At 66.2% G+C, this 21,955-nt stretch carries 23 protein-coding genes and 1 pseudogene; 12 read left to right on the forward strand and 12 right to left on the reverse strand.

Annotated elements, in window-relative coordinates:
- Positions 1 to 70: 70 nt before the first annotated feature.
- The 3 genes from Q0316_RS00890 to Q0316_RS00900 all read left to right on the forward strand — a co-directional run bounded on the left by Q0316_RS00890 (position 71) and on the right by Q0316_RS00900 (position 3,830).
- The gene (locus Q0316_RS00890; RefSeq protein ID WP_298668257.1) at positions 71 to 1,441 is read left to right on the forward strand and encodes an acyl-CoA dehydrogenase family protein; all 1,371 of its coding nucleotides are present in this window, start codon (positions 71 to 73) and stop codon (positions 1,439 to 1,441) included.
- 271 nt (positions 1,442 to 1,712) lie between these two features.
- Positions 1,713 to 2,708: a nitronate monooxygenase family protein gene (locus Q0316_RS00895; RefSeq protein ID WP_298668259.1), complete on the forward strand. Its 996-nt coding sequence runs from the start codon at positions 1,713 to 1,715 to the stop codon at positions 2,706 to 2,708.
- 471 nt (positions 2,709 to 3,179) lie between these two features.
- Positions 3,180 to 3,830 carry a PEPxxWA-CTERM sorting domain-containing protein gene (locus tag Q0316_RS00900; RefSeq protein WP_298668262.1) on the forward strand — a complete coding sequence of 217 codons (651 nt, stop codon included), beginning with the start codon at positions 3,180 to 3,182 and terminating at the stop codon, positions 3,828 to 3,830.
- A 78-nt stretch (positions 3,831 to 3,908) separates the two neighbouring features.
- On the opposite strand, the gene Q0316_RS00905 is transcribed toward Q0316_RS00900, so the two are convergent.
- Entirely contained in the window at positions 3,909 to 4,358 is a 450-nt protein-coding gene (locus Q0316_RS00905) for a tRNA (cytidine(34)-2'-O)-methyltransferase (RefSeq protein ID WP_298668265.1), read from the reverse strand.
- Between the two features lie 204 nt (positions 4,359 to 4,562).
- Here Q0316_RS00905 and petA point away from each other — a divergent pair, with 204 nt between their 5' ends.
- From petA to Q0316_RS00930, 5 genes are all read left to right on the forward strand, one after another.
- Entirely contained in the window at positions 4,563 to 5,147 is a 585-nt protein-coding gene (gene petA, locus Q0316_RS00910) for a ubiquinol-cytochrome c reductase iron-sulfur subunit (protein WP_298668267.1), read from the forward strand.
- Between the two features lie 11 nt (positions 5,148 to 5,158).
- Entirely contained in the window at positions 5,159 to 6,448 is a 1,290-nt protein-coding gene (locus tag Q0316_RS00915) for a cytochrome b N-terminal domain-containing protein (protein WP_298668270.1), read from the forward strand.
- Positions 6,449 to 6,472: 24 nt separating this feature from the next.
- The gene (locus Q0316_RS00920; RefSeq protein ID WP_298668273.1) at positions 6,473 to 7,315 is read left to right on the forward strand and encodes a cytochrome c1; all 843 of its coding nucleotides are present in this window, start codon (positions 6,473 to 6,475) and stop codon (positions 7,313 to 7,315) included.
- Positions 7,316 to 7,526: 211 nt separating this feature from the next.
- Positions 7,527 to 8,063: an adenine phosphoribosyltransferase gene (locus Q0316_RS00925; RefSeq protein WP_298668276.1), complete on the forward strand. Its 537-nt coding sequence runs from the start codon at positions 7,527 to 7,529 to the stop codon at positions 8,061 to 8,063.
- Positions 8,064 to 8,890: 827 nt separating this feature from the next.
- The gene (locus Q0316_RS00930; RefSeq protein ID WP_298668278.1) at positions 8,891 to 9,286 is read left to right on the forward strand and encodes a hypothetical protein; all 396 of its coding nucleotides are present in this window, start codon (positions 8,891 to 8,893) and stop codon (positions 9,284 to 9,286) included.
- 26 nt (positions 9,287 to 9,312) lie between these two features.
- Here the strand turns inward: Q0316_RS00930 and Q0316_RS00935 are convergent, their stop codons facing one another.
- The 5 genes and pseudogenes from Q0316_RS00935 to Q0316_RS00955 all read right to left on the reverse strand — a co-directional run bounded on the left by Q0316_RS00935 (position 9,313) and on the right by Q0316_RS00955 (position 12,798).
- Positions 9,313 to 9,885, reverse strand: coding sequence for a nucleotidyltransferase family protein (locus Q0316_RS00935; RefSeq protein ID WP_298668281.1), 573 nt, complete (start codon positions 9,883 to 9,885; stop codon positions 9,313 to 9,315).
- Positions 9,886 to 9,892: 7 nt separating this feature from the next.
- Positions 9,893 to 10,084: pseudogene (locus Q0316_RS00940) on the reverse strand (transposase); the annotation flags it as partial.
- A 128-nt stretch (positions 10,085 to 10,212) separates the two neighbouring features.
- Positions 10,213 to 10,674 (reverse strand): MaoC family dehydratase, encoded by a 462-nt coding sequence (locus Q0316_RS00945; protein ID WP_298668319.1) that lies wholly within the window; start codon positions 10,672 to 10,674, stop codon positions 10,213 to 10,215.
- A gap of 2 nt (positions 10,675 to 10,676) precedes the next feature.
- Entirely contained in the window at positions 10,677 to 11,984 is a 1,308-nt protein-coding gene (locus Q0316_RS00950; protein WP_298668284.1) for an ectonucleotide pyrophosphatase/phosphodiesterase, read from the reverse strand.
- 64 nt (positions 11,985 to 12,048) lie between these two features.
- Positions 12,049 to 12,798: a glutaredoxin family protein gene (locus tag Q0316_RS00955; protein ID WP_298668286.1), complete on the reverse strand. Its 750-nt coding sequence runs from the start codon at positions 12,796 to 12,798 to the stop codon at positions 12,049 to 12,051.
- 24 nt (positions 12,799 to 12,822) lie between these two features.
- On the opposite strand from Q0316_RS00955, the gene Q0316_RS00960 reads away from it, so the two are divergent.
- Together Q0316_RS00960 and Q0316_RS00965 are read left to right on the forward strand one after the other, a co-directional pair.
- On the forward strand, positions 12,823 to 13,242 hold the full coding sequence (locus Q0316_RS00960; RefSeq protein WP_298668289.1) for a MerR family DNA-binding protein: 420 nt from the start codon (positions 12,823 to 12,825) through the stop codon (positions 13,240 to 13,242).
- Between the two features lie 35 nt (positions 13,243 to 13,277).
- On the forward strand, positions 13,278 to 13,466 hold the full coding sequence (locus Q0316_RS00965) for a hypothetical protein (RefSeq protein WP_298668292.1): 189 nt from the start codon (positions 13,278 to 13,280) through the stop codon (positions 13,464 to 13,466).
- Positions 13,467 to 13,476: 10 nt separating this feature from the next.
- Here Q0316_RS00965 and ychF read toward each other — a convergent pair whose 3' ends face one another.
- The 6 genes from ychF to Q0316_RS00995 all read right to left on the reverse strand — a co-directional run bounded on the left by ychF (position 13,477) and on the right by Q0316_RS00995 (position 19,544).
- Entirely contained in the window at positions 13,477 to 14,577 is a 1,101-nt protein-coding gene (ychF, locus tag Q0316_RS00970; RefSeq protein WP_298668295.1) for a redox-regulated ATPase YchF, read from the reverse strand.
- 74 nt (positions 14,578 to 14,651) lie between these two features.
- Positions 14,652 to 16,340, reverse strand: coding sequence for a hypothetical protein (locus tag Q0316_RS00975; RefSeq protein ID WP_298668298.1), 1,689 nt, complete (start codon positions 16,338 to 16,340; stop codon positions 14,652 to 14,654).
- Between the two features lie 110 nt (positions 16,341 to 16,450).
- Complete coding sequence (locus Q0316_RS00980) at positions 16,451 to 17,032, reverse strand: TIGR02466 family protein (RefSeq protein WP_298668301.1); 582 nt, start codon at positions 17,030 to 17,032, stop codon at positions 16,451 to 16,453.
- 49 nt (positions 17,033 to 17,081) lie between these two features.
- Complete coding sequence (pth, locus tag Q0316_RS00985) at positions 17,082 to 17,651, reverse strand: aminoacyl-tRNA hydrolase (RefSeq protein WP_298668304.1); 570 nt, start codon at positions 17,649 to 17,651, stop codon at positions 17,082 to 17,084.
- A gap of 151 nt (positions 17,652 to 17,802) precedes the next feature.
- Positions 17,803 to 18,417 carry a 50S ribosomal protein L25/general stress protein Ctc gene (locus Q0316_RS00990; RefSeq protein ID WP_298668307.1) on the reverse strand — a complete coding sequence of 205 codons (615 nt, stop codon included), beginning with the start codon at positions 18,415 to 18,417 and terminating at the stop codon, positions 17,803 to 17,805.
- 227 nt (positions 18,418 to 18,644) lie between these two features.
- Positions 18,645 to 19,544 (reverse strand): TraB/GumN family protein, encoded by a 900-nt coding sequence (locus Q0316_RS00995; protein WP_298668310.1) that lies wholly within the window; start codon positions 19,542 to 19,544, stop codon positions 18,645 to 18,647.
- A 214-nt stretch (positions 19,545 to 19,758) separates the two neighbouring features.
- Between Q0316_RS00995 and Q0316_RS01000 the strand changes: the two genes are divergently transcribed.
- Both Q0316_RS01000 and glyS read left to right on the forward strand, forming a co-directional pair.
- Entirely contained in the window at positions 19,759 to 20,664 is a 906-nt protein-coding gene (locus Q0316_RS01000; protein WP_298668313.1) for a glycine--tRNA ligase subunit alpha, read from the forward strand.
- Positions 20,661 to 21,955: glycine--tRNA ligase subunit beta (gene glyS / locus Q0316_RS01005; protein ID WP_298668316.1), on the forward strand; the 1,295-nt coding region annotated here is incomplete at its 3' end. The genes Q0316_RS01000 and glyS, both read left to right, overlap by 4 nt.

Consider the following 21,955-nt stretch of genomic DNA (forward strand, 5'->3'; position numbering starts at 1 on the left):
CAGGCTGGCCAATCATGCCGCGCTGCGCCAAATTGCATAGAACTCTAAGGATTGTTCAGAGAGGATCAATATGGATTTCGCACTGCCCCAGGATCTGATCGACTATCTGGCCGAACTGGATGCCTTCATCGAGGCGGAAATCAAGCCGCTTGAGGAGGCGGACGACAACGTCCGCTTTTTTGATCACCGCCGCGAATGGGCGCGGACCGATTTCGAGAATGGTGGTTTGCCGCGCCACGAATGGGAGGCATTGCTGCACGAGGCGAAGCGCCGCGCGGACAAGGCCGGGCATCTGCGATTCGCGCTGCTCCCCAAATTCGGCGGCAAGGGCGGATCGAATCTGTGGATGTGCGTGATCCGCGAATATCTCGCCTCCAAGGGGCTGGGGCTGCACAACGATCTGCAGAATGAACATTCGATCGTCGCCAACAATCCCTTCGCCAAGATGTTCGACGATTTCGGCACCGAGGAGCAGAAGGCCGAATTCATCCCCGGTATGCTCGACGGCAGCAAGCGCATCACCTTCGGCCTGACCGAGCCGGATCACGGATCGGACGCGACCCATATGGAAACGCGCGGGCGTCGGCAGGAGCGCGACGGCGTTTCCGGCTGGCTGCTCAACGGCGAGAAGATGTGGACGACGGGGATGCACGTCGCGACGCATTGCGCCCTGTTCGCGCGGACCAGCGGCGAGGATGGCGCGGCACGCGGCATCAGTTGCTTCCTCGTGCCGTCGGACGCGCCGGGGGTGAAGATCGAGGAATATCTCTGGACCTTCAACATGCCGACCGATCACCCGCGCGTCAGCTTCAATGACGTATGGGTGCCCGACAGCGCGATGTTCGGCCCCGCCGACAACGGCCTGCCGCTGGCGCAGAGCTTCGTCCATGAAAACCGCATCCGCCAGGCCGCCTCCAGCCTTGGCGCGGCGGTTTACTGCATCGAGGAAGCGGTGCGCTATGCCCGCCAGCGCAAGCCGTTCGGCGAGGAACTGGCGCGCAACCAGGCGATCCAGTTCCCGCTGGTCGAACTCGCCACGCAGACCGAGATGCTGCGCCTGCTGATCCGCAAGACCGCATGGGAAATGGATCAGATGCCCCATCCGGAGGTGGAGAAGCGCATCTCCGACAAGGTGAGCATGTGCAATTACTGGGCGAACCGGCTGTGCTGCGAGGCGGCGGATCGCGCGATGCAGGTGCATGGCGGCATCGGCTATTCACGGCACAAGCCGTTCGAGCATATCTATCGCCACCACCGCCGCTATCGCATCACCGAGGGCGCGGAGGAAATCCAGATGCGCAAGGTGGGGGCGTTCCTGTTCGGCTATCTCGGGCCGAAGCGGAAGGAATTCGCCGACCTCGGCTGGGACGATGTGGATTACCGGACCGAGAGCCAGATCCGCCCGCGCAGCGGCTGGCAGGCGATCGGGGCTGAGCGCTAAGCGCCGCCGCCCTGTCTCGCGGCGGGGAGCCACCTCGCCGTTCGTGCTGAGCTTGTCGAAGCACTGTCTTTCTTCCGGTGAAGAAATGGGCAGCCCTTCGACAGGCTCAGGGCGAACGGATTTGAGGTGATCCCGACTCTTCCGGCCTCGCCGTCTGCCGCCTGCGTGGATCACGGCACGAGGCCGGGGTGGCGGGCTTTGGCCGGGGCGGGACTTGCGGCGGCGCAGCGAATCGGCGTAACATCTGTTATGGTAGGTTGGGGAGACGGACATGCTGAAGACGCGGTTCACCGAGGCGTTCGGGGTTGAATATCCGATCGCGCAGGGCGGGATGCAGTGGGTGGGGCGCGCGCCGCTGGTCGCCGCGGTCGCCAATGCCGGCGCGCTCGGCTTCATCACCGCGCTGACCCAGCCGACGCCCGAGGCGCTGGCGAAGGAAATCGCGCGCTGCCGCGACCTGACCGACAAGCCGTTCGGCGTGAATCTCACGATCCTGCCCACGATCACGCCCCCGCCTTATGCCGAATATCGCCGCGCGATCATCGAGGGTGGGGTGAAGATCGTCGAGACCGCGGGCTACAAGCCGCAGGAGCATGTCGACGATTTCAAGGCGCACGGGATCAAGGTGATCCACAAATGCACCGCCGTCCGCCACGCGCTTTCCGCCGAGCGGATGGGCGTGGACGCGATCTCGATCGACGGCTTCGAATGCGCGGGCCATCCGGGCGAGGATGATATCCCCGGCCTGATCCTGATCCCGGCGGCGGCGAACAAGGTGACGGTGCCGATGCTCGCCTCGGGCGGGTTCGGCGACGGGCGCGGGCTGGTCGCGGCGCTCGCGCTGGGCGCGGACGGCATCAACATGGGCACGCGCTTCTGCGTCACCAAAGAGGCCGAAATCCCCGAAAGCTTCAAGCAGCAGATGGTGGCGAACGACGAGCGCGCGACCGATCTGATCTTCCGCACGCTGCACAATACAGCGCGGGTGATGAAGAACGCGGTGAGCCAGGAAGTCGTGGCGATCGAGCGGCGCGGGGGCGCGAAGTTCGAGGATGTGCAGCATCTTGTCGCGGGCAAGCGCGGGGTGGCCGCGATGGAGAATGGCGATACCGATGGCGGAATCTGGTCCGCCGGCATGGTGCAGGGGCTGATCCATGACGTGCCGAGCGTGAAGGAACTGGTCGATCGCATTGTCGCCGAGGCGGAGGAGATCATCGACGGGCGGCTCGCCGCGATGGTCCATCGCTACGCCGGGGCGGCGGCTTAGGGCCGACGCGACGTTCGGCCCATGCCGGCCTGCAAATGGCGGTTTCCCCGCGCTGTCTGTTGCTCGCCTGGCTTTGCTACGCCGCGCTTGCGGATAACGGGGAAACCGCCATTTCGGCGCGGCCCGGCCTGAATGTCGCGTGTCCCGGCATCGCGCCGGGTGGCGGGCGGGAAATGGTCTTTTTGTGATTGCGGGCGGCGCGCGCGATGCCCCGCCCGCGTGCGCCGATCGCCGGATGCGACGAACGGTTTGGCGCACCCCGCGGAAATCTCCTTCCCGTTCAGCGGGATGCCGAACGCGTCCCGAATCGGGACGATGAATGGTTGCCAACGCATTGATTGTATTTCCGATGCGGACCTATCCTCCCGCATCGACCGCACGAGTCGCGGTCAATAACAAAACGGCCAAGTTGGACTGATGCGCGCTTAGCGCTTCGGCGGTTCTGCGCGCGAGCGAGAAGGACATTGTGCCATGCGTAAACTTGCATTCGGATTATTGGTGGCGACCGCCGGAATGGCGGCGAGCAGCGCGGCGTCGGCCGCCGTGTTGTTCGATTTCTCCAGCGCGCCAGGCAATATCGGGCCGACCCATACCTATACTTCCGGCGGCCTTTCGGTAACGGCCAGCGGCTTCAACCCTTCCGGTTCGCCGATCGACCTTTTCGGCAAGAATTTCGGCGGAGACGAGAATGGGATCGGCCTCGCCGGCGCGCTGGATAATGAAATCGCCACCGGATTCGGCTTCGTGCAACTCGATGTCGGCCAGCTTCTCGGCAAGGTTTCGCTCATACAATTCTTCACCGGCAGCACGACGAACGGCGAAACCTGGAACGTCTACGGCAGCCACACCGCGGGATCATATTCCGGATCGCCGCTGATTAGCGGCACGACCGAGGAAATTTACAACGCGCTGCCCGGTCTCGGCACCTATAAATATTATGATTTCGTCTCGAGCGGATATTCAGGAGACACGCCCCACAACTTCCTGATCGGCGGCCTCTCCGTCGTGCCCTCGGTTCCCGAACCGGCGACCTGGGCGCTGATGATCCTGGGCTTCGGGATGATCGGCGGAACCTTGCGCCGCCGGCGCGCCACGACGAGCCTGCGCTACACCGCAGCCTGACGAACCCGCGCGATTTATCGCCCAAGGCAGCCCCCGGCATGGTTTTCCGGGGGCTGTCTGCATCGGCCCCCGCGCCGATCAATCCGGCCAGCCGCCGGTCTGGCGCAACGCCTCGCCCAGCAGAATCGCGGCGGACACCGCGATGTTGAGCGAGCGGAAGCCGGGACGCATCGGCACGCGTACCCGCAAATCGGCGCGATCGTGCACCGCCTGCGGCACGCCCGCGCCCTCCGATCCGAACAGCAGGATATCGTCGGCGCGGAAATGCGCCTCTGGTAGCGAAATCGCGCCGCTGGTGGTGGCGAGCACGATGCGCCCGCCAGCCTGAGCGACAAAGGCCGCCCAGTCCGCGTGGCGCGTCACTTCCACGGCGCCCGCATAATCCATCCCGGCGCGGGCCAGCGCGCGATCGCTCCACGGGAAGCCCATCGGCTCGATCAGATCGACTCCGGCGCCCATGCACGCCGCGAGCCTGAGGATCGTGCCGACATTGCCCGCGATATCGGGTTCGTGGAGGGCGATGCGCATCACGGCGCGATTAGCGCGCACGGCTTTCCTGCGGAAGGGGCGATCCCTAGGATAATGATTAAACGCAAAATGCTGTTGGCAGCGGCGGGGGTGGCGGCTATCAGGCCCGAGCCTCCGTGGGGACGGGTGGTCAAAAGGTGGGCGTGGGAGGATCTCGATCCGCTACGATGCGCCCGCCCGACAGGAAGGGACAAGGGTTAGCGAATGGCGACGGTCGAAGACACGATTCCCCCGGGTGCGAACCCAGTCCGATATCTTGAGGAAGATCACGATCCCCGCCGTCGCGATTTCATCAATATCGCCGCCGTAGCCTGGGCGGGCGTGGGCGCGGGCGTCGTCGTCCTGCCGCTCATCAACCAGATGAACCCTTCCGCCGATGTGCTCGCGCAGGCGACCACCGATGTCGATCTGTCGAAGATCGCACCGGGGCAGGCGATCAAGACGATCTATCGCAAGCAGCCCCTGTTCGTGCGCAACCTGACGCCGAAGGAAATCGCGGAGGCCGATGCGGTGCCGCTCAGCACGCTGCGCGACCCGCAGACGCTGGAGCAGCGCACCAAGCCGGGCAAGAAGAACTGGCTCATCACGCTCGGCGTCTGCACCCACCTCGGCTGCGTGCCGCTGGGCGCGGGCGAGGGCGAGAATCGCGGGCCGTTCGGCGGCTATTTCTGCCCGTGCCATGGCTCGGCATACGATACGGCGGCGCGGATCCGGCAGGGGCCGGCGCCGCTGAACCTGTTCGTACCGCCCTATACTTTCAAGTCTGACACGGCCGTCACGGTCGGTTGAGGTAGCGCACAATGAGCTTTCCCTGGGCCAAACATTATGAGCCGAAGCAGCCGCTGATGCGGTGGCTGGACGAGAAGCTGCCGCTGCCGCGCCTCGTCTATAATTCGATCGGCGCCGGTTATCCGGTGCCGCGCAACCTCAATTACTGGTGGAACTTCGGCGTGCTCGCCGGGGTGGCGCTGGTGTGCCAGATCATCACCGGCGTGGTGCTGGCGATGCATTATGCGCCCAACGCGCTGGTCGCCTTCGGCTCGACCGAACATATCATGCGCGATGTCAACGGCGGCTGGCTGCTGCGCTATGCGCACGCCAACGGCGCGTCGATGTTCCTGTTTGTGGTTTACGTCCATATCGCGCGCGGCCTCTATTACGGCTCGTACAAGGCGCCGCGCGAGATGGTGTGGCTGCTGGGCGTGGTGATCTTCCTGCTGATGATGGCAACCGCCTTCATGGGCTATGTGCTGCCATGGGGCCAGATGAGCTTCTGGGGCGCGCAGGTCATCACCGGCTTCTTCTCGGCGATACCGGGGGTGGGCGAAACGATCCGCATCTGGCTGCTCGGCGGATTCGCGCCCGACAATGCCGCGCTGAACCGTTTCTTCTCGCTGCACTATCTGCTGCCGTTCGTTATCTTCGGCGTCATCATCCTGCACATCTGGGCGCTGCACATTCCAGGCTCCAGCAACCCGACCGGCGTGGACGTGAAGGGTGAGCAGGATACCGTGCCCTTCCATCCATATTACACCGCCAAGGACGGCGTTGGCGTCGGCGTGTTCTTCGTGGTGTTCGCGGTGCTGGTGTTCTTCGCGCCGAACCTCTTGGGCCATCCGGACAATTATATCGAGGCGAACCCGCTCTCGACCCCGGCGCACATCGTGCCCGAATGGTATTTCCTGCCGTTCTACGCGATCCTGAAGTCGTTCACCTTCAACTTCCTGTGGATCCCGGCGAAGCTGTGGGGCGTGCTGGCGATGTTCGGCTCGATCCTGCTGCTGTTCTTCCTGCCGTGGCTGGATTCGTCGCCGGTGCGCTCGGCCAGCTATCGCCCGAAATATCGCTGGTTCCTGGGCGTGCTGCTCGTCGACGTGCTGGTGCTCGGCTATGTCGGCGGGGCGGAGCCGATCGCGCGCAACGTGATGATGGGGCAGATCGCCTCGGCTTATTACTTCGCGCACTTCCTGATTATCCTGCCGATGGTCGCGCGTTCGGAGCGGCCGCGCCCGCTGCCGAATTCGATCACCGAAGCCGTGCTGGCAAAGCATGGCGAAACACAGCCGGCTCAACCGGCGCTGGCACACTGAGCCGAACGGGGGACTGACAAGACAATGGTTCGTACCATCGCACTCCTGATCGGCGCGGCGTTCCTGACGGCGCTCAGCTTCGCGCTGTTCGGCACGGTGAAGACTTCTATCACCGATCCGACGCCCGAATCCGCCGAGCACGTCTATCGCGTCGAGCCGGAAAATATCGGGCTGAAGTCCGCCGGGCTGTTCGGCACCTTCGATCGCCAGCAGGTCCAGCGCGGTTTCCAGGTTTTCAAGGAAGTCTGCGCCGCCTGCCACTCGCTGAAATACGTCCACTTCCGCGATCTCACCAAGCTCGGCTATTCCGAGGCGCAGGTGAAGGCGATCGCGCAAGCCTGGGTGATCGAGCAGCCGAGCATCAACCCGGATACGGGCGAGGCGGCGACGCGCAAGAACGTGCCCGCCGATCCATTCCCGTCGCCGTTCGCCAACGAGGTCGCCGCGCGCGCCGCGAACAACAACGCGCTGCCGCCCGATCTCTCGCTGATGGCGAAGGCGCGCGAGGACGGCCCCAATTATATCCACGCGCTGCTGATGGGCTATCGCAACCAGCCGGCTGAACTGGTGAAGAAATTCCCCGGCTCCGTCACGCCGTCGGGCCTGCACTATAACCCGGTGTTCGCGAACCTGAACATCGCGATGCCGCCGCCGCTGACCGCCGATGGCCAGGTCAGCTATACCGACGGCACCAAGGCGACCAAGGATCAGATGGCGCGCGACGTTGCCGCCTTCCTGACCTGGACGGCGGAGCCGAACCTGGAATCGCGCCATGGCGCGGGGCTGGCGTCGGTGATCTTCCTCGCGATCTTCTGCTTCCTCGCCTGGGGCGCCTATCAGAACGTGTGGCGCGACATTAAGCATTGAGGGCGGGCCGCGCCTTCACCCATGTGAAGGATGCGGGACAAATGAAACGGCGGTCGTGGTGCGAACCCCGGCCGCCGTTTTGCGTTGGAGCGGTTTTGCGATCCGGCCGCATCGGATCGTCGCGCGACCTTCCTTGTGTTCGCCGCGATTTTACGCGCCGGCGGGTGATTCCACCGGCCTCGAAATCGCTCTAGGATCGCGCGGAAAGGAGATGCCGGTGAACGACGATCTGAAGGCGCTGATCCGCACCATCCCGGATTTCCCCAAGCCCGGCATCGCGTTTCGCGATATCACCACGCTGCTGCTGTCGCCCGCCGGGCTCGCGGCGAGCGTCGAGCGGATGGTCGCGGCGACCGACGGGCCGGTCGATCTCGTCGCGGGAATCGAGGCGCGCGGCTTCCTGTTCGCCGCCGCGCTGGCGGTGCCGCTCGGCGCGGGCGTGCTGCTGATCCGCAAGGACGGCAAGCTGCCGGGGGCGACGATCGCGGAGGATTATGCGCTCGAATATGGCAGTGACCGGATCGCGATGCACGCCGATGCGCTGGCGCCGGGCGCGCGCGTGCTGCTGGTCGACGATCTGATCGCCACCGGCGGCACCGCGCGCGCCGCGATCCGCCTGCTGCGCAAGGCGGGCGCGATCGTGACGCAGGCGCAGTTCCTGATCGACCTCCCGGATCTGGGCGGCGCGGCGGCACTGGCGGCGGACGGCATCAAGGTGGACGCGCTGGTGGCGTTTCCGGGGCATTAGCGCCGCGTCGCCATTCAGGGCGGATCGAACCGAGAATGGTGCTCGGCGCGGCAAGCCGCTTTTCGCGCGCCGGCATGAGTTGAAAGGCACGGGCCGCGCGTTCGTGGAAGGACGCGGCGGCCCGCGTGCCATGCGAGGAAAAGGAGTGAGCAACTCGCCGGCTTCGCTGTCATGTGGCGTGCGCACGGGGCGCACGGGGCGCACTGGCGCGCGCGGGGTCTGGAAAACAGCGGAAGGCTATCGGCATTGGCGCGCCGAGGGCGGAACGTCGCGCCTGCGTCGCGGTTGATCCTGAACGGTGCGCTCATGCCGCCGGGCGCGCGGGGCGCACGGGGTCTGGAAAACAGCGGAAAGCCATCGGCATTGGCGCGCCGAGGGCGGAACGTCGCGCCTGCGTCGCGGTTGATCCTGAACGGTGTGCTCATGCCGCCGGGCGCGCGGGGCGCACGGGGTCTGGCAAACAGCGGAAGGCTATCGGCATCGGCGCGCCGAGGGCGGAACGTCGCGCTTGCGTCGCGGCTGATCCTGAACGCTGCTCTTATGCCGCCGGGCGCGTGAGAGCGGCACGCCCGCTTCGCCATCACGCCGCGAACAGCGGCTGGAAAGCGGCGCGGACCTATCGACATCGCCGCGCAAGGCGGAACGTCGCGCCTGTGGCACGGCTGATCCTGAACGGGGGAGAACAGGCCAGTTCAGCGCCGCTTCACGCGCCGCGCGCCATAATCGCCGCAGTTGGTTTCGCGGGCGACGGAACATTCGCCCGCGTTTCATCATTGGATTGGCCGCTTACTCCGCGCGTGGATCGCCCGGCTTGTGGGAGAATGGCAATGGACCGCAAACGCATCCTGCTTCTGGCGCTGATCGGCGCGGCGGGGATCGCCGTTTCGGCCTGCGCCGACGATTACGGCTATGGCGGCATGTCTGTCGGCTATGGCGTGCCGGGCTATTATGACGGCTATGGCTATGGTGATGGCTATTGGGGCTGGTACGGCGATTATTATTATCCCGGCACCGGCGTCTATGTGTACGATCGCTATCGGCGGCCCTATCGCTGGAACGATGACCAGCGGCGCTACTGGCAGGGCCGGGGCGACAGTTACTGGCATGGACGACCCGGCTGGAACGGCCAGACGATGCGCCCGAATCCACGCCCGAACTGGCACGGCTTCGGCGGTGGGCGGGGCGGCGGCCATTCCGGCGGCGGGCATCCGCCACGCGAGTAACCGTTGAGCGGCGGACGGGAAGGATTTCAGCGGATGACGCGGAGCAGGGGGTAGCGCGCCAGCCATTCCTTGTCGGCGATCCGCTGATCGAAAATCGCGCGCTTGCGGGTTGTGAAGTTTTCCGTCGGGACGAGGCGAAGACGGTAGAGATCGCCCAGCCTGTAAGGCGCCATCACCTCGATCGCGCCGTTGCCCGCCAGCCGCAGCGCCACGGCGGTGGCGGTTTCGGGCCAGAAGCGCATCGCATCGCCGACCGATCGGTACGGCGGATCGCCATTGCGCAGGTGCATCCTCGCCTGATTCCTGACCGACCAGTCCGGCTCAGGCGCAGCCGCGCGCAACCGGCGCTCCAGCGCGGCGTCGTCGCCGGGCGAGAGATGGCGTGAATCGAAGTACAGCACGTCGACATCGCCATGCGGCATCGCGGGCGGGCGCCCGTGGAGGCGATCCCACACCGCATCGCGCACGAAGCCCGCGCCGATCCAGCAATCCGGCAGCCTGAGCGACGCGACGGCGGCCAGCGCCGCCATCCGCCGATCGTCCGCCGCGATCAGCGCGACGAGATCGGTTTCAAGGCGGGTGGGATCACCCGCCGGCATGATACCGGCGGCTGAAATGTCGACGCACCGTCTTCCATCGCCCATAATGTTCCGGCAGGTCGCACCAATGCGCCCCCGGCCGCAGAAGCCACAAACATCCGTTCACGAATAATCGGTTATCCGATCCCGTCCGACCCAGATCGCCTGCTTTACCCGGCAGCAACGGCGCGACCTTCGCCCATTGCACATCGTTCCGTATCGCTTGACCGCCATCGCCCGCTCCGAGCCTCAGCACGGAGCCCTGTGAATCAGCCCTCACATCATTTGGGAATCCTGAATGTCGATCCCGCTCCAGATCGGCTTGGCGCGACGTGCCGGCGCGCTTCATCACGCCGTCGCGGCGGCCCCCGATCGCGTGCGGATCAGCCCGTTCGAGATCATCGTCATCACCGGCGCGTCTTCCTGATTGAACACGGTCATGCGGCTTTTGAAGATGCCCATTTCGGGGCGGCTGGCGGACTGGCGCTTTTCGATCACCTCGGTTTCGCAGCGCAGGGTGTCGCCGGGGAAAACCGGCTTCAGCCAGCGCAATTCGTCGATGCCGGGGGAGCCGAGCCCGGCCTGCCGGTGCTGCTTCAGATTCTCGACGATCATCGACATCACCATCGCGCAGGTATGCCAGCCGCTTGCCGAAAGGCGCCCGAAATGCGTCTGCGCGGCGGCTTCGTCGGAAAGGTGGAACGGCTGGGGATCATATTTGCCCGCAAAGTCGATCACTTCCTCGCGCGTTACCTGATACGCGCCGAAGCTGGCCTTCGCGCCGACCGCGATATCCTCGAAATATTGCATCCTCACCCTTTCGCCTGTTTCTTGTTGAGCACCGCGCGGAACGGCGCGTCGGTGCCGTCCAGCCCGGTCCCCGCCGGCAGCCCGAGCAGATCGCGCAAGAGCGGCGCGATATCGACGTTATCGAATACAGGCAGTTTGCGCCCGGCGGCGAAGGCGGGGCCGTTGGCGATGAACAAAGCGCGCATATCCGCCAGGTCGTTGTCATAGCCATGTTCGCCGCGCGTAAACGGCGTGGCGGGCGCGGTCTTCATCGTCGTCCAGCCATCGTCGGCGAGGCAGAGATAGGGGGGCACGCGGACGTTGCTGCCATAATGGAAGCGCGCCGGAATCTCGGCTTTCCGCCAGCAGGTGAGATGCGGATGCGGCTTGAGCAGCGCCGCCGCCACCGCGGCATCGCGGCCGGGCGCGGGGACGAAACTGGCATAGGGACCGGCTTCGACGATCCGGGCATCATCGGGGCTGATGAGCTTGTCGAGCGCGATCACGCGATCGCTGGAGGTGGGCGCCATGCCGTGATCCGCGACGATCACCAGATTGGCCGGCTGGCCGAGCGCGGCGAGCCCCGCCGTCAGATCGCCGATCCAGCGATCGACCTCGCCCACCGCCGCGGTCACCTCCGGGCTGGCGGGGCCGAACTGGTGCCCGGCGGTGTCCACCGTATCGAAATAGAGCGTGATGAAGCCGGGGCGGGTGGCAGGCGGGCGGCGCAGCCAGTCGATCACCGCGTTGACGCGATTCTCGCCGGGCATCACCTGCGTGAATTGCTGCCAGTCATCCGGGCGGACGCCGCCCGTCACCGTGTTCGGCCATTCCGCAGCCCGCACCCCGCCCCATGCGACGCTGGAGCCGGGCCAGAACATCGAAGCGGCGCGAATGCCCGCCTTTTGCGCGGTCACCCAGATCGGCTCGGCGGTGTTCCACCAGAAGGGATCGTCGGTCGCCATGGTGAATTTCTCGCCGGGCCGGGCGGGATCTTCCATATTGTTCGCCGTGATGCCGTGGCGATCGGGGCGCAGCCCGGTAACGAGCGTCCAGTGATTGGGGAAGGTTTTTGACGGAAAGGACGGGCGCATCGGCGCGGACACCCCCGTCGCCGCGAGCCGCGCGAGATTCGGGCTGACGCCGCGATCGAGATAATCCGGGCGAAAGCCGTCGATCGAGATCAGGATGGTGACGGGCGCGCGGCTCTCCGCCACGGTGGCCGCGACCGGCGCCGCCTGGTTCGCCGGCGGCAGGCCATGCGGGGTATAGGGATAAGCGCAGCCGCCAAGAGCGGCGAGCGCGGCGAGCACGAGGGTGCGACCGATCATCCCCAAACGCTTACGCGCGGCGGATGACAGGTGGAAGGCACAATCAGCGCGCCGCGCTTATCGCTCAGTGCATCCCCGCCAGCATCCACACCGCCATTGCCACCATCATCACATTCTCCGTGAGCGAGACGAAACCAAGCGGCACGTTCGACGATCCGCCGACACAGGCGCATTTCAGCTCGCGCCGATCGAGATAGACCGCCTTGAACACCGAAACCCCGCCGATTCCGCCGATCACCAGCGCAAGCGGCGCTGCGAACCATGTCAGCGCGCCCGCCACCATCAGCACGCCCGCCAGCCCCTCCAGAAACGGATAGAGATAGGCATAGGGCACCCAGCGCGCCGCGAGCAGATCGTAATTCAGGAACATCGAGGAGAATTTCTCGACATCCTGCAACTTGAGCAGGGCTAGGATACACATGCTGAACGCGATGAACCATTCGCCCGCGCGAATCGTGAAGGCCGAGCCCGTCACCGCGAAGCTGGCGGCGAGCGCCATCAGCGCCGTCATCGCGAACAGCGCGATCACCGGGCGATAACTGGTCGCGCCGGGGGCGGCGACCGGCTTGCCGAAGAAGCGGCGGAGATCGTCGTAACCGCCGACGCGCTCGCCGTTGATGAAGGTCTGCGGCGTGGTCTGCACATCGTGCAGCACCTTGAACGCATCGGTTTCGGCGCGGGTGGTGAGCCAGCGATCATCGACCCGGTAGCCGTGGCGTTCGAGCAGCCATTTCGCCTTCACCCCATAAGGGCAGGTGTGGCCGGGCATGACCATGCGATAGAGCGTCGCGCTCCTGCTTGCGGATGTATCCATGCGCGCCGATATAGGGGCCGTACCATGGTACGGAGTCAAGTGGTGGTGGCAATGACGATCGGCGCGCTGGCGAAAGCGGGCGGCGTGGGCGTGGAAACGGTGCGCTATTACCAGCGGCGCGGGCTGATCGGCACGCCGCCGCGCGGCGGCCACGGGATTGACGGCGGCGTGCGGCGCTATGATGCGGAGGCGCTGCGGCGGCTGCGCTTCATCCGCTCGGCGCAAGGGGCGGGCTTCACGCTCGACGAGATCGCCGGGTTGCTCGCGCTCGACGCGGGCGAGGATCGCGCGGCGGCGCGCGCGCTGGCCGAACGCCGCATCGTCGCGCTGGACGCGAAGATCGCCGAGCTTGCCGCCGCGCGCGAATCGCTCGCGCGGCTGGCGCGATCCTGCGCGGCGGGCGAGGGCGGGGGCTGCCCGATCATCACCGCGTTTGAAGAGTAAGCGATAACCCGGCCATATTCCCGCTCGCCCTGAGCTTGTCGAAGGGCCGCCTTCTTCCCCGAAAAGTGCAGGGCTTCGACAAGCTCAGCCCGAACGGCGAGGGGGGGAAGGGCGGCTCGCCCGCCGCGTTCGTCATTCCCGCGCAGGTGGGAATCCATTTTCGGCTGGTGGCGCGATTCTATTCCCTGATCCGCGTGAATGGATTCCCGCCTGCGCGGGAATGACGGCGGAACCTCACACGTTGAAGCGGAACAGCATCACATCGCCATCGTGGACGAGATATTCCTTGCCCTCCTGCCTGAGCTTGCCCGCCTCGCGCGCGCCGGATTCGCCGCCCAGCGCGACATAATCGTCGAACGCGATCGTCTCCGCGCGGATGAAGCCGCGTTCGAAATCGGTGTGGATCGCGCCGGCGGCCTGCGGCGCCTTTGATCCGGCCGGAACCGTCCAGGCGCGCGCTTCCTTCGGCCCGACGGTGAAGAAGGTGAGCAGATGAAGCAGGGTGTAGCCGGCGCGGATCACGCGGGCGAGGCCGGTTTCGGCGAGGCCCAGTTCGGCGAGGAACTCGCCGCGATCCTCCACCGGCATGGTGGCGATTTCCGCCTCGATCGCGGCGGAGACGACGACGGCCTCCGCACCCTCGGACGCCGCGCGTTCGAACACGCGGGCGGATAGCGCGTTGCCGTTCGCCGCGCTCGCCTCCTCGACGTTGCAGACATAGAGCACGGGCTTTGCGGTGAGCAATTGCGCCTGCGCGAACAGCCGCTGCTCCTCGACATCCTTCGGCTGGGTCAGTCGCGCGGGCTTGCCTTCGCGCAGCAGATCGAGCGCCTGGCCGAGCACGCTGGCGGCGATCTTCGCCTCCTTGTCGCCCGACTGGCCCTTCTTGATAAGATTGGGCACGCGCTTTTCGAGGCTTTCGAGATCGGCGAGCATCAGCTCGGTCTCAACCGTTTCGGCGTCGGCGATCGGATCGACCTTGCCCTCCACGTGCGTCACGTCGCCATGCTCGAAGCAGCGCAGCACGTGGACGATCGCGTCCACCTCGCGGATATTGCCGAGGAACTGGTTGCCCAGCCCCTCGCCCTTGGAGGCGCCGCGCACCAGCCCGGCGATATCGACGAAGGCGAGTTGCGTTTCGATGATCTTCGCCGACCCCGCGACCGCGGCGAGCTTTTCCAGGCGCGGATCGGGGACGCCGACATTGCCGACGTTCGGCTCGATCGTGCAGAAAGGATAGTTCGCGGCCTGCGCCGCCGCCGTCTCGGTCAGCGCGTTGAAAAGGGTGGACTTGCCCACATTGGGCAGGCCCACGATGCCGCAACGGAAACCCATGTTCGTTCCTCAAGAAGGGGGATGCGGGCGGCCCTACAGCCTTCGCCCGCATCGCGCCACCCCGAGGCACAGGCTCAGCGCTGCTCGTGCGGGCGTTCCGGATGCTCGTGCGGCGGCGCGGCGGGGCGGGGCGCCGGTTGTTCCTGCACGCGCGGCGCCTGCATCTGCGCGCGCTGGAAGGATTCGGAGGCGCGCGCCTGCTGCTGCTGCGCCCGCGCCTGCATTTCCTGCGCGCGGGCGGCGCCGGCCTGTTCGCGGCGGGCCATGTCCGCCATGCGTGCCTGCTGCTGCTCCATCCGCGCGGCCTGCTGGCGCTCCATCTGGGCGGCCTGCTGCTGGCGATACTGCATCACGTCCGCTGCACGGGCCTGCTGCTCACGGCGCTGCGTCATTTCGGCGGCGCGGGTTTGTTGTTGCTCGAAGCGCACGGCTTGCTGCTGGCGGCGTTGCATCGTTTCGGCGGCGTGGGCCTGTTGTTGCTCGAAGCGCACGGCCTGCTGCTGGCGGCGTTGCGTCATTTCGGCGGTGCGGGTTTGTTGTTGCTCGAAGCGCACGGCCTGCTGCTGGCGGCGTTGCATCGTTTCGGCGGCGTGGGCCTGTTGTTGCTCGAAGCGCACGGCTTGCTGCTGGCGGCGCTGCATCGTGTCGGCGACGCGGGCCTGTTGCAGATGCGCGGTCTGCATCTGCATCGCCTGCTGACGCTGCGCGAGCATCCGGGCTTGCTCCTGCTGGACGCGGGCGGCATCCGCGAGCCGGGCCTGCTGTTCCTCCTGCTGGCGTTGCGCCGCGATCGCGGCGTTATGCGCCATCACCGCCCCGCTCGCGACCGCGCCGCCGGTGATCGCCGCCGCCGCCGGCGCGAAATGATCCGGATTGCGCGCCCAGGATGCCTGTTGCCATTGCACGGGAATCGCGCGTGGCGGCGGGGCGGAGCGGAAGCCCTGCGATTGCCAGGTGGCGAAGCGGCGGGCATCCGCGCCGCGCCGCACCTGCTCGGTCCGCCAGTGGCTTTCAGCGGCGGCGTTGGTTTGCGCATAGCTTTCCCACAAGGGCTGGCGCGCCCGCGCGGCGCCCCATTGCAGGCGCGCCTCGAACCAGCCGGTGCGGCGATCCGCCCAGTTCGCGGCGTTGATCGGGAGGCGCTCGTCACGCGAGGCGCGCCACATGTCGCGGCCACGCACCAGATAGCGCGAGGCATAGATCACCTGCGGCCCGTAATCCGCCCATGGGATGATCGCGCCATCCACGGCATAGACCACCGCGAGCTGGCCGTTGGCATAACCGTAGGAGTAATCGGGGCATCTGATGAAATAGGGTTCGTCGGCGCCGGGGCGATAATAATAGGAACGATAACCGCCGGCGACCGGCTCCACGAACACGATCGAATCGTCATAGGCCTGCCACGCCCATGGCTCCACGCCCTGATAATCGAAGCCGTAATCGGGCGGCGCCTCGCCAAGCGCGTCGGCGAAACCATAAGCCGCGTTGGCATAGGCATAGCCCGCGCCGCTCGCCGCATCGCGCACCCGCACGGTGCGGATCGGGCGCGTTTCGGGAAGCGAGGTGACGCGCGGCGCGAAGGTTGCCGGGGTTGCCGGCCCGTCGACCATCGGCAGCGTCGCGGGCAGATCGGGCAATGGGGCGATCGCGCTCTGGTTGTTCAGCAGCGCCTGATCGACGGCGGGGGTGCGATTGCATCCGGCCAGCGCCAATGCCGCCAGCGCCACCGACGCACCGAGATGGGAAATGCGAAATCCGGCCATGACGACATGACTCCATCCATCCTCCCGGTAACAACCCCGCTATAAATCGCGGCAGATGAACGGAGTCTGGGCGGCGGGTTCATCCGTCAGCAGGATTTGCGTGGAGCCGATCAGCTATAGTTGAAGCTGATGCTGATCCGTTCGTCCTTCGCGTCGCTCGGCATCACTTCGTGGCGCAGCCAGCTTTCCCACAGGAACACGCTGCCGGGCGCGGGCTCGGCATAGACGAAGGTGTCGGGGCGCAGCGGCGCCGCCATCAGCATTGGCAGGCGGGGATCTTCGAGCTTGAGCGCGCCCGATCCCGGCGGGACGGCGACATAGAAAGTGCCGGAGATCACGCTGTGCGGGTGGATATGCCCGGAATGGGTGGCGTGGCGCTTCATCACATTGACCCACAGGCTGTCGAGCTTCAGCCGTCGCCCGCCGAGATCGAGTTGCAACTCCTCCGCGAAGGCCGCGACATGCTTGTCGAGCCGGCGCTTCAGCGCGGCGAAGGCGGGATCGCGCGCGGGCAGATCGTTGAGCGAGGCATAACTGGTATAGCCGCGATAGCCGTGCGCGCGGGACCATGCGCGGCCCGCGCCATCCTCCTGCGCCAGCATATGCGCCGATTGTTCGAGATCGGCGATCAGCGCCGCGTCGGCAATGCGGTCTTCATAGAACAGGGTGGGGAACAATGTGCGGATCGGCATGGGGCGGGGCCTTGTTGCGGGCGGGGCTGGTGGAGAGGAGGGCGGCGGCTCAATCCCCGAGCCGGAGCGCCACATCGTTCATGAAACGCGCGTCGTCGCCATCGGCGAGCCGCGCCGCTTCCGCCGCGACCGCGCCGAGCAGATCGGAAAGCGGATCAATCTCGTTCTTCGCGTAATTGCCGAGCACGTAACCCGTGACGCGATCCTTGTGGCCGGGATGGCCGATGCCGATCCGCACGCGCCGGAAATCGGGGCCGAGATGCTGGTCGATCGAGCGCAGGCCGTTATGCCCGGCGGTGCCACCGCCGCGCTTCACCTTCACCTTGAACGGCGCGAGATCGAGTTCGTCGTGGAACACGGTGAGCGCGTCCACATCGAGCTTGTAGAAGCGCAGCGCCTCGCCGACGCTGCGGCCGCTTTCGTTCATGAAGGTCGCGGGCTTCAAAAGCAGGATCTTCTCCGATCCCAGCCGCCCTTCCTGCACCCAGCCCTGAAATTTCTTCGCGACCGGGCCGAAATCATGCACCGCGGCGATCGCATCGAGCGCCATGAAGCCGACATTGTGTCGGTGCATCGCATATTGCGGCCCCGGATTGCCCAGACCGACCCACAATTGCACGCGCATTCCCTTCCGATATGAAACGGGCGGAGGGACGTTGCCGTCACCCCGCCCGAATGGTTTGGTGGAACAGGCGTTCGCGTGCTCCGGCGGTGCCGGCGCGATCCTCAGGGGAGCGGGCCGGCACCGTGATAACAGACAAAAAAGCGAATTACTCCGCCTTGTCGCCTTCTTCCCCGGTCGCCGCGGCGGCGCCCTCGGCGGACTTCAGGCCCGACGGGGCAACGATCGTCGCGATGGTGAAATCGCGGTCTTCGATCGCCGAAGCGGTGCCCTTGGGCAGCTTCACGTCCGAGATATGGACGGATGCGCCAACGTCGAAGCCCTTGAGCGAGATTTCGACCTCGCCGGGGATTTCCGCCGCGTCGCACACCAGCTCCAGCTCGTGGCGAACGATGTTGAGCACGCCGCCCTTCTTCAGGCCGGGGGCTTCGTCCTCGTTCGTGAACACCACCGGCACCGCGACGGTGACCTTGGCGTGCGCGCTGATGCGCAGGAAATCGACGTGGACCGGACGATCGGTGACCGGGTGGAAATGCACGTCCTTCGGCAGCGTGCGCTCACCGTTGACCATGATGACCGAGTTCATGAAGTGCCCGGTGCCGAGCGCCTTCACGAGCGCCTTTTCCTCGAGGTGGATCGAGGCGGGCTCTTTGTTCTGGCCGTAGATCACGGCGGGGACGCGGCCTTGACGACGCAGATCACGGGAGGCTCCCTTGCCGACCCGATCACGCGTCTCGGCTGCGAGCGTCAGCGTATCGCTCATACAGTATCTCCGAAACGAAAGTGGTTCATCTCCCGCCACGCCTCCAGGGATGACCATGACGGGAAGCCGGCGCCCTTAGCCGGGCGGCGCCAAAAAGGCAATGCGGGGGCGAGTCGCCAAGCCCCTCCCCTTCAGGAGAGGGGGTGGGGTGGGGGATGACCCGCAGAGACCGTCGCTCTTGACTGCCCCACCCCCAACCCCTCCCCTGAAGGGGCAGGGCTTTGTTTTCAGTATTTTATCCGCACCGCCTTCAGCTTGTAGCGCAGCAATTGATCCTGCACGCTGCCCTTGCCCGCGAGGTGCCCCGCGCCGACCGCGATGAACACCGTGCCCGGCGTCTTCATCCGCTCCGCGATCCACCCGGCCCATTGCTTGTTGCGGTTGAGCAGCAGGGTTTCCGCCACCTCGGGCGTATCCTTGAGCGAGGCGTTCATCTCCGCCGCCAGCGCCTCGGGGCGGCCGCTTGCCCAATCGGCGACCATCTTGTCCATATTCTCCCGCGCCTTGGGCAATTCGTCGATGGTGGAGGAGAGCAGCTCGATCTGGCCCTTTTGCGAGAGCTTGTCGAAGATCGACATCTGGCCCTCGAACGTCTCCAGCCCCATCACCTGCTTCTTCTGCGCTTTCGCCGCGCGGGTGAGGATGCCCTCCGGGCCGTTGGCGGGATCATAGCCGATCTTCTCCAGCGGCAGGATCGACAGGCTGATCGCCGCGAACCACGGGCGCATCCGATCATATTGCGACAGCGACAGGCCGTTTTCGGTAAGCGCGGTGGCGAAGGCGGCGCGCTTGGCCGGCGGCAATTGCTCGGAAAGCGTGGGGCCATCGGGCGCGAACGCCTTGGACAGGACCACCTTCTGCTGGGTCGCCTGATCCGGCTCGACCATTTCGAGCACCAAAGTGCCCGATTTATCGAACGCCTTCCTCACCGCATCGTCGAACCACGACAGGCCGGGTTTCAGCACATGGATCGTGCCGAACAGATAGATCGTGGTGTCCTTGTCCTTGACCACCCACAAGGCGGGATCGGCGGGCGTCGCGGCGACCGGCGGCGCGGGCTGCGCACAGGCGGGCAGGGCGAAGGCGAGGCCAAGGGCGGCGAACGAAGCGGCGATGGAGCGGAACAAAGCGGGCGACCTCGTGTCAAAAGTGGCAGGGTGAGGCTTAATTGATTTTCGATGCGGCGCCAGCCCGCTCCCCCACCCCGCCTCCCATCGGCAACATGACTGGGAGGCGGGGTGGGGGAGCGGGCTGGCGCCGTCCGACGGCTGAAAGCCGCGCAAAAGACTCCGTACCCTTGCCTGTTGGCGAGCCATCCGTCATTGCGCGCGCGCGATGAACATGAGGTCAACAGACACGCCGCTGAGCTTCCAGGACATGATCCTGCGCCTCCATCAATATTGGAGCGAGCGCGGGTGCGTGATCCTTCAGCCGTATGACATGCGGATGGGCGCCGGCACCTTTCACCCCGCGACGACGCTGCGCTCGCTCGGCCCGGAGCCGTGGAACGCCGCCTTCGTCCAGCCCAGCCGCCGCCCGACCGACGGGCGCTATGGCGAAAACCCCAACCGGCTCCAGCATTATTACCAATATCAGGTGATCCTGAAGCCCAGCCCGCCGGACCTGCAGCAGCTCTATCTCGGCAGCCTCGCCGCGATCGGGGTGGATATGAGCGTCCACGATATCCGCTTCGTCGAGGATGATTGGGAAAGCCCGACGCTCGGCGCCTGGGGGCTGGGCTGGGAAGTGTGGTGCGACGGGATGGAGGTGACGCAGTTCACCTATTTCCAGCAGATGGGCGGTTATGATTGCAAGCCGGTGGCGGGCGAGCTGACCTACGGCCTCGAACGGCTGGCGATGTATATCCAGAATGTCGACAATGTGTACGACCTGCGCTTCAACGACGAGGGCGTCAGCTACGGCGACGTGTTCCTTGAGAATGAGCGCGAGATGTCGACGTGGAATTTCGAGGTCGCCGATACCGACGCCTTGTTCGATCTGTTCCGGAAAGCGGCGGCGGAATGCGAGAATGCGCTCGCCGCGAAGCTGCCGATCGCGGCTTATGAACAGGCGATCGAGGCGAGCCACATCTTCAACCTGCTCAACGCGCGCGGCGTGATCTCCGTGGCGGAGCGGCAAGCCTATATCGGCCGCGTGCGCGATCTGGCCAAGGCGAGCTGCGCGGCGTGGATCGAGAAGAATACGCCCGCATGGCAGGCGAAATATCCCGAATGGAGCGCGGCGTGACCGATTTCCTGCTCGAACTCCGCTCGGAGGAAATCCCCGCCCGGATGCAGGCCAAGGCGCGCGACGATCTCGCGCGGCTGTTCGCCGCCGAACTGGCGCAATCGGGCATCACGGCGGCGGAGACGATCAGCTACGCCACCCCGCGCCGCCTCGCGCTGATCCTGCGCGGCTTGCCGCAAGCCACGCAAGCCGTGCGCGAGGAATTGAAAGGCCCGCGTAGCTCCGCGCCGCCACAGGCGCTGGAGGGGTTCCTGCGCAAGACGGGCCTTGCGCGCGAGCAGCTTGAGGAGCGCGACGGCGTGTTCTTCGCGGTGATCGAGCGCCCTGGCCGCGCGACGGCGGAGGTGCTCGCCAGCGCGATTCCCGCGGTGATCCGCGCTTTCGCCTGGCCCAAGTCGATGCGCTGGGGCGCGGCCTCGCGCTCCACCGAGAGCCAGCGCTGGGTGCGCCCGCTGCACGGCATCGTCGCGCTGTTCGGCGGCGATATCGTGCCCGTCACGGTTTCCGGCGTGGAGAGCGGGGCGGCGACGCTCGGCCACCGCTTCCACCATCCCGGCGCGATCACGATCGGCTCGGCGGGCGATTACGTCGAGAAGTTGCGCGCGGCGCATGTCATCGTCGATCAGGACGAGCGGATGGCGATCATCCGCACCCGCGCGTCGGCGCTGGCGCGTGAGGCGGGGCTGGAACTGATCGAGGACGAGGGGCTGGTCGCGGAGAATGCCGGCCTCACCGAATGGCCGGTGCCGCTGCTTGGCCGCTTCGACGCGGCGTTCCTTGAGGTGCCGCCCGAGGCGATCCAGCTCACCGCGCGGGTGAACCAGAAATATTTCGTCTGCCGCGACGGCGCGGGCAAGCTCGCCAACGCCTTCGTCTGCACCGCCAATATCGCCGCGACCGATGGCGGCGCGAAGATCGTCGAGGGCAACCGCAAGGTGCTCGCCGCGCGGCTGGCGGATGCGCGCTTCTTCTACGAGACGGACTTGAAGGTGCCGCTCGCGGAGCAGGCGAAGAAGCTCGAAAAGATCGTCTTCCACGAAAAGCTCGGCACCGTGGCGGACAAGGTGGAGCGGGTGGCGAAGCTCGCGCGCTGGCTGGTGGAAGAAGGGATCGTAAAGCCCCTCCCCTTCAGGGGAGGGGTTGGGGTGGGGCAGTCCCACGCAGCCGCCGGTCTCGGTGAGACGTCCCCCACCCCCAACCCCTCCCCTGAAGGGGAGGGGCTTGAGAAGGCGAAGCTCGCCGACATGGCCGAACGCGCCGCGCGGCTGGCCAAGGCCGATCTCGTCACCGG

Source organism: uncultured Sphingomonas sp. (assembly GCF_937871615.1).
Lineage (GTDB): Bacteria > Pseudomonadota > Alphaproteobacteria > Sphingomonadales > Sphingomonadaceae > Sphingomonas.

Coding starts and splice junctions, on each gene's coding strand:
- Q0316_RS00915 (WP_298668270.1), top strand. CDS start 5,159: ATGAGCTTTCCCTGGGCCAAACATTATGAGCCGAAGCAGCCGCTGATG.
- Q0316_RS00955 (WP_298668286.1), bottom strand. CDS start 12,798: ATGGATACATCCGCAAGCAGGAGCGCGACGCTCTATCGCATGGTCATG.
- Q0316_RS00975 (WP_298668298.1), bottom strand. CDS start 16,340: ATGGCCGGATTTCGCATTTCCCATCTCGGTGCGTCGGTGGCGCTGGCG.
- Q0316_RS00895 (WP_298668259.1), top strand. CDS start 1,713: ATGCTGAAGACGCGGTTCACCGAGGCGTTCGGGGTTGAATATCCGATC.
- Q0316_RS00900 (WP_298668262.1), top strand. CDS start 3,180: ATGCGTAAACTTGCATTCGGATTATTGGTGGCGACCGCCGGAATGGCG.
- petA (WP_298668267.1), top strand. CDS start 4,563: ATGGCGACGGTCGAAGACACGATTCCCCCGGGTGCGAACCCAGTCCGA.
- Q0316_RS00960 (WP_298668289.1), top strand. CDS start 12,823: ATGGTACGGAGTCAAGTGGTGGTGGCAATGACGATCGGCGCGCTGGCG.
- Q0316_RS01000 (WP_298668313.1), top strand. CDS start 19,759: ATGAGGTCAACAGACACGCCGCTGAGCTTCCAGGACATGATCCTGCGC.
- Q0316_RS00925 (WP_298668276.1), top strand. CDS start 7,527: ATGCCGGTGAACGACGATCTGAAGGCGCTGATCCGCACCATCCCGGAT.
- Q0316_RS00980 (WP_298668301.1), bottom strand. CDS start 17,032: ATGCCGATCCGCACATTGTTCCCCACCCTGTTCTATGAAGACCGCATT.
- Q0316_RS00935 (WP_298668281.1), bottom strand. CDS start 9,885: ATGCCGGCGGGTGATCCCACCCGCCTTGAAACCGATCTCGTCGCGCTG.
- Q0316_RS00920 (WP_298668273.1), top strand. CDS start 6,473: ATGGTTCGTACCATCGCACTCCTGATCGGCGCGGCGTTCCTGACGGCG.
- ychF (WP_298668295.1), bottom strand. CDS start 14,577: ATGGGTTTCCGTTGCGGCATCGTGGGCCTGCCCAATGTGGGCAAGTCC.
- Q0316_RS00945 (WP_298668319.1), bottom strand. CDS start 10,674: ATGCAATATTTCGAGGATATCGCGGTCGGCGCGAAGGCCAGCTTCGGC.
- Q0316_RS00890 (WP_298668257.1), top strand. CDS start 71: ATGGATTTCGCACTGCCCCAGGATCTGATCGACTATCTGGCCGAACTG.
- Q0316_RS00950 (WP_298668284.1), bottom strand. CDS start 11,984: ATGATCGGTCGCACCCTCGTGCTCGCCGCGCTCGCCGCTCTTGGCGGC.
- Q0316_RS00905 (WP_298668265.1), bottom strand. CDS start 4,358: ATGCGCATCGCCCTCCACGAACCCGATATCGCGGGCAATGTCGGCACG.
- Q0316_RS00990 (WP_298668307.1), bottom strand. CDS start 18,417: ATGAGCGATACGCTGACGCTCGCAGCCGAGACGCGTGATCGGGTCGGC.
- Q0316_RS00930 (WP_298668278.1), top strand. CDS start 8,891: ATGGACCGCAAACGCATCCTGCTTCTGGCGCTGATCGGCGCGGCGGGG.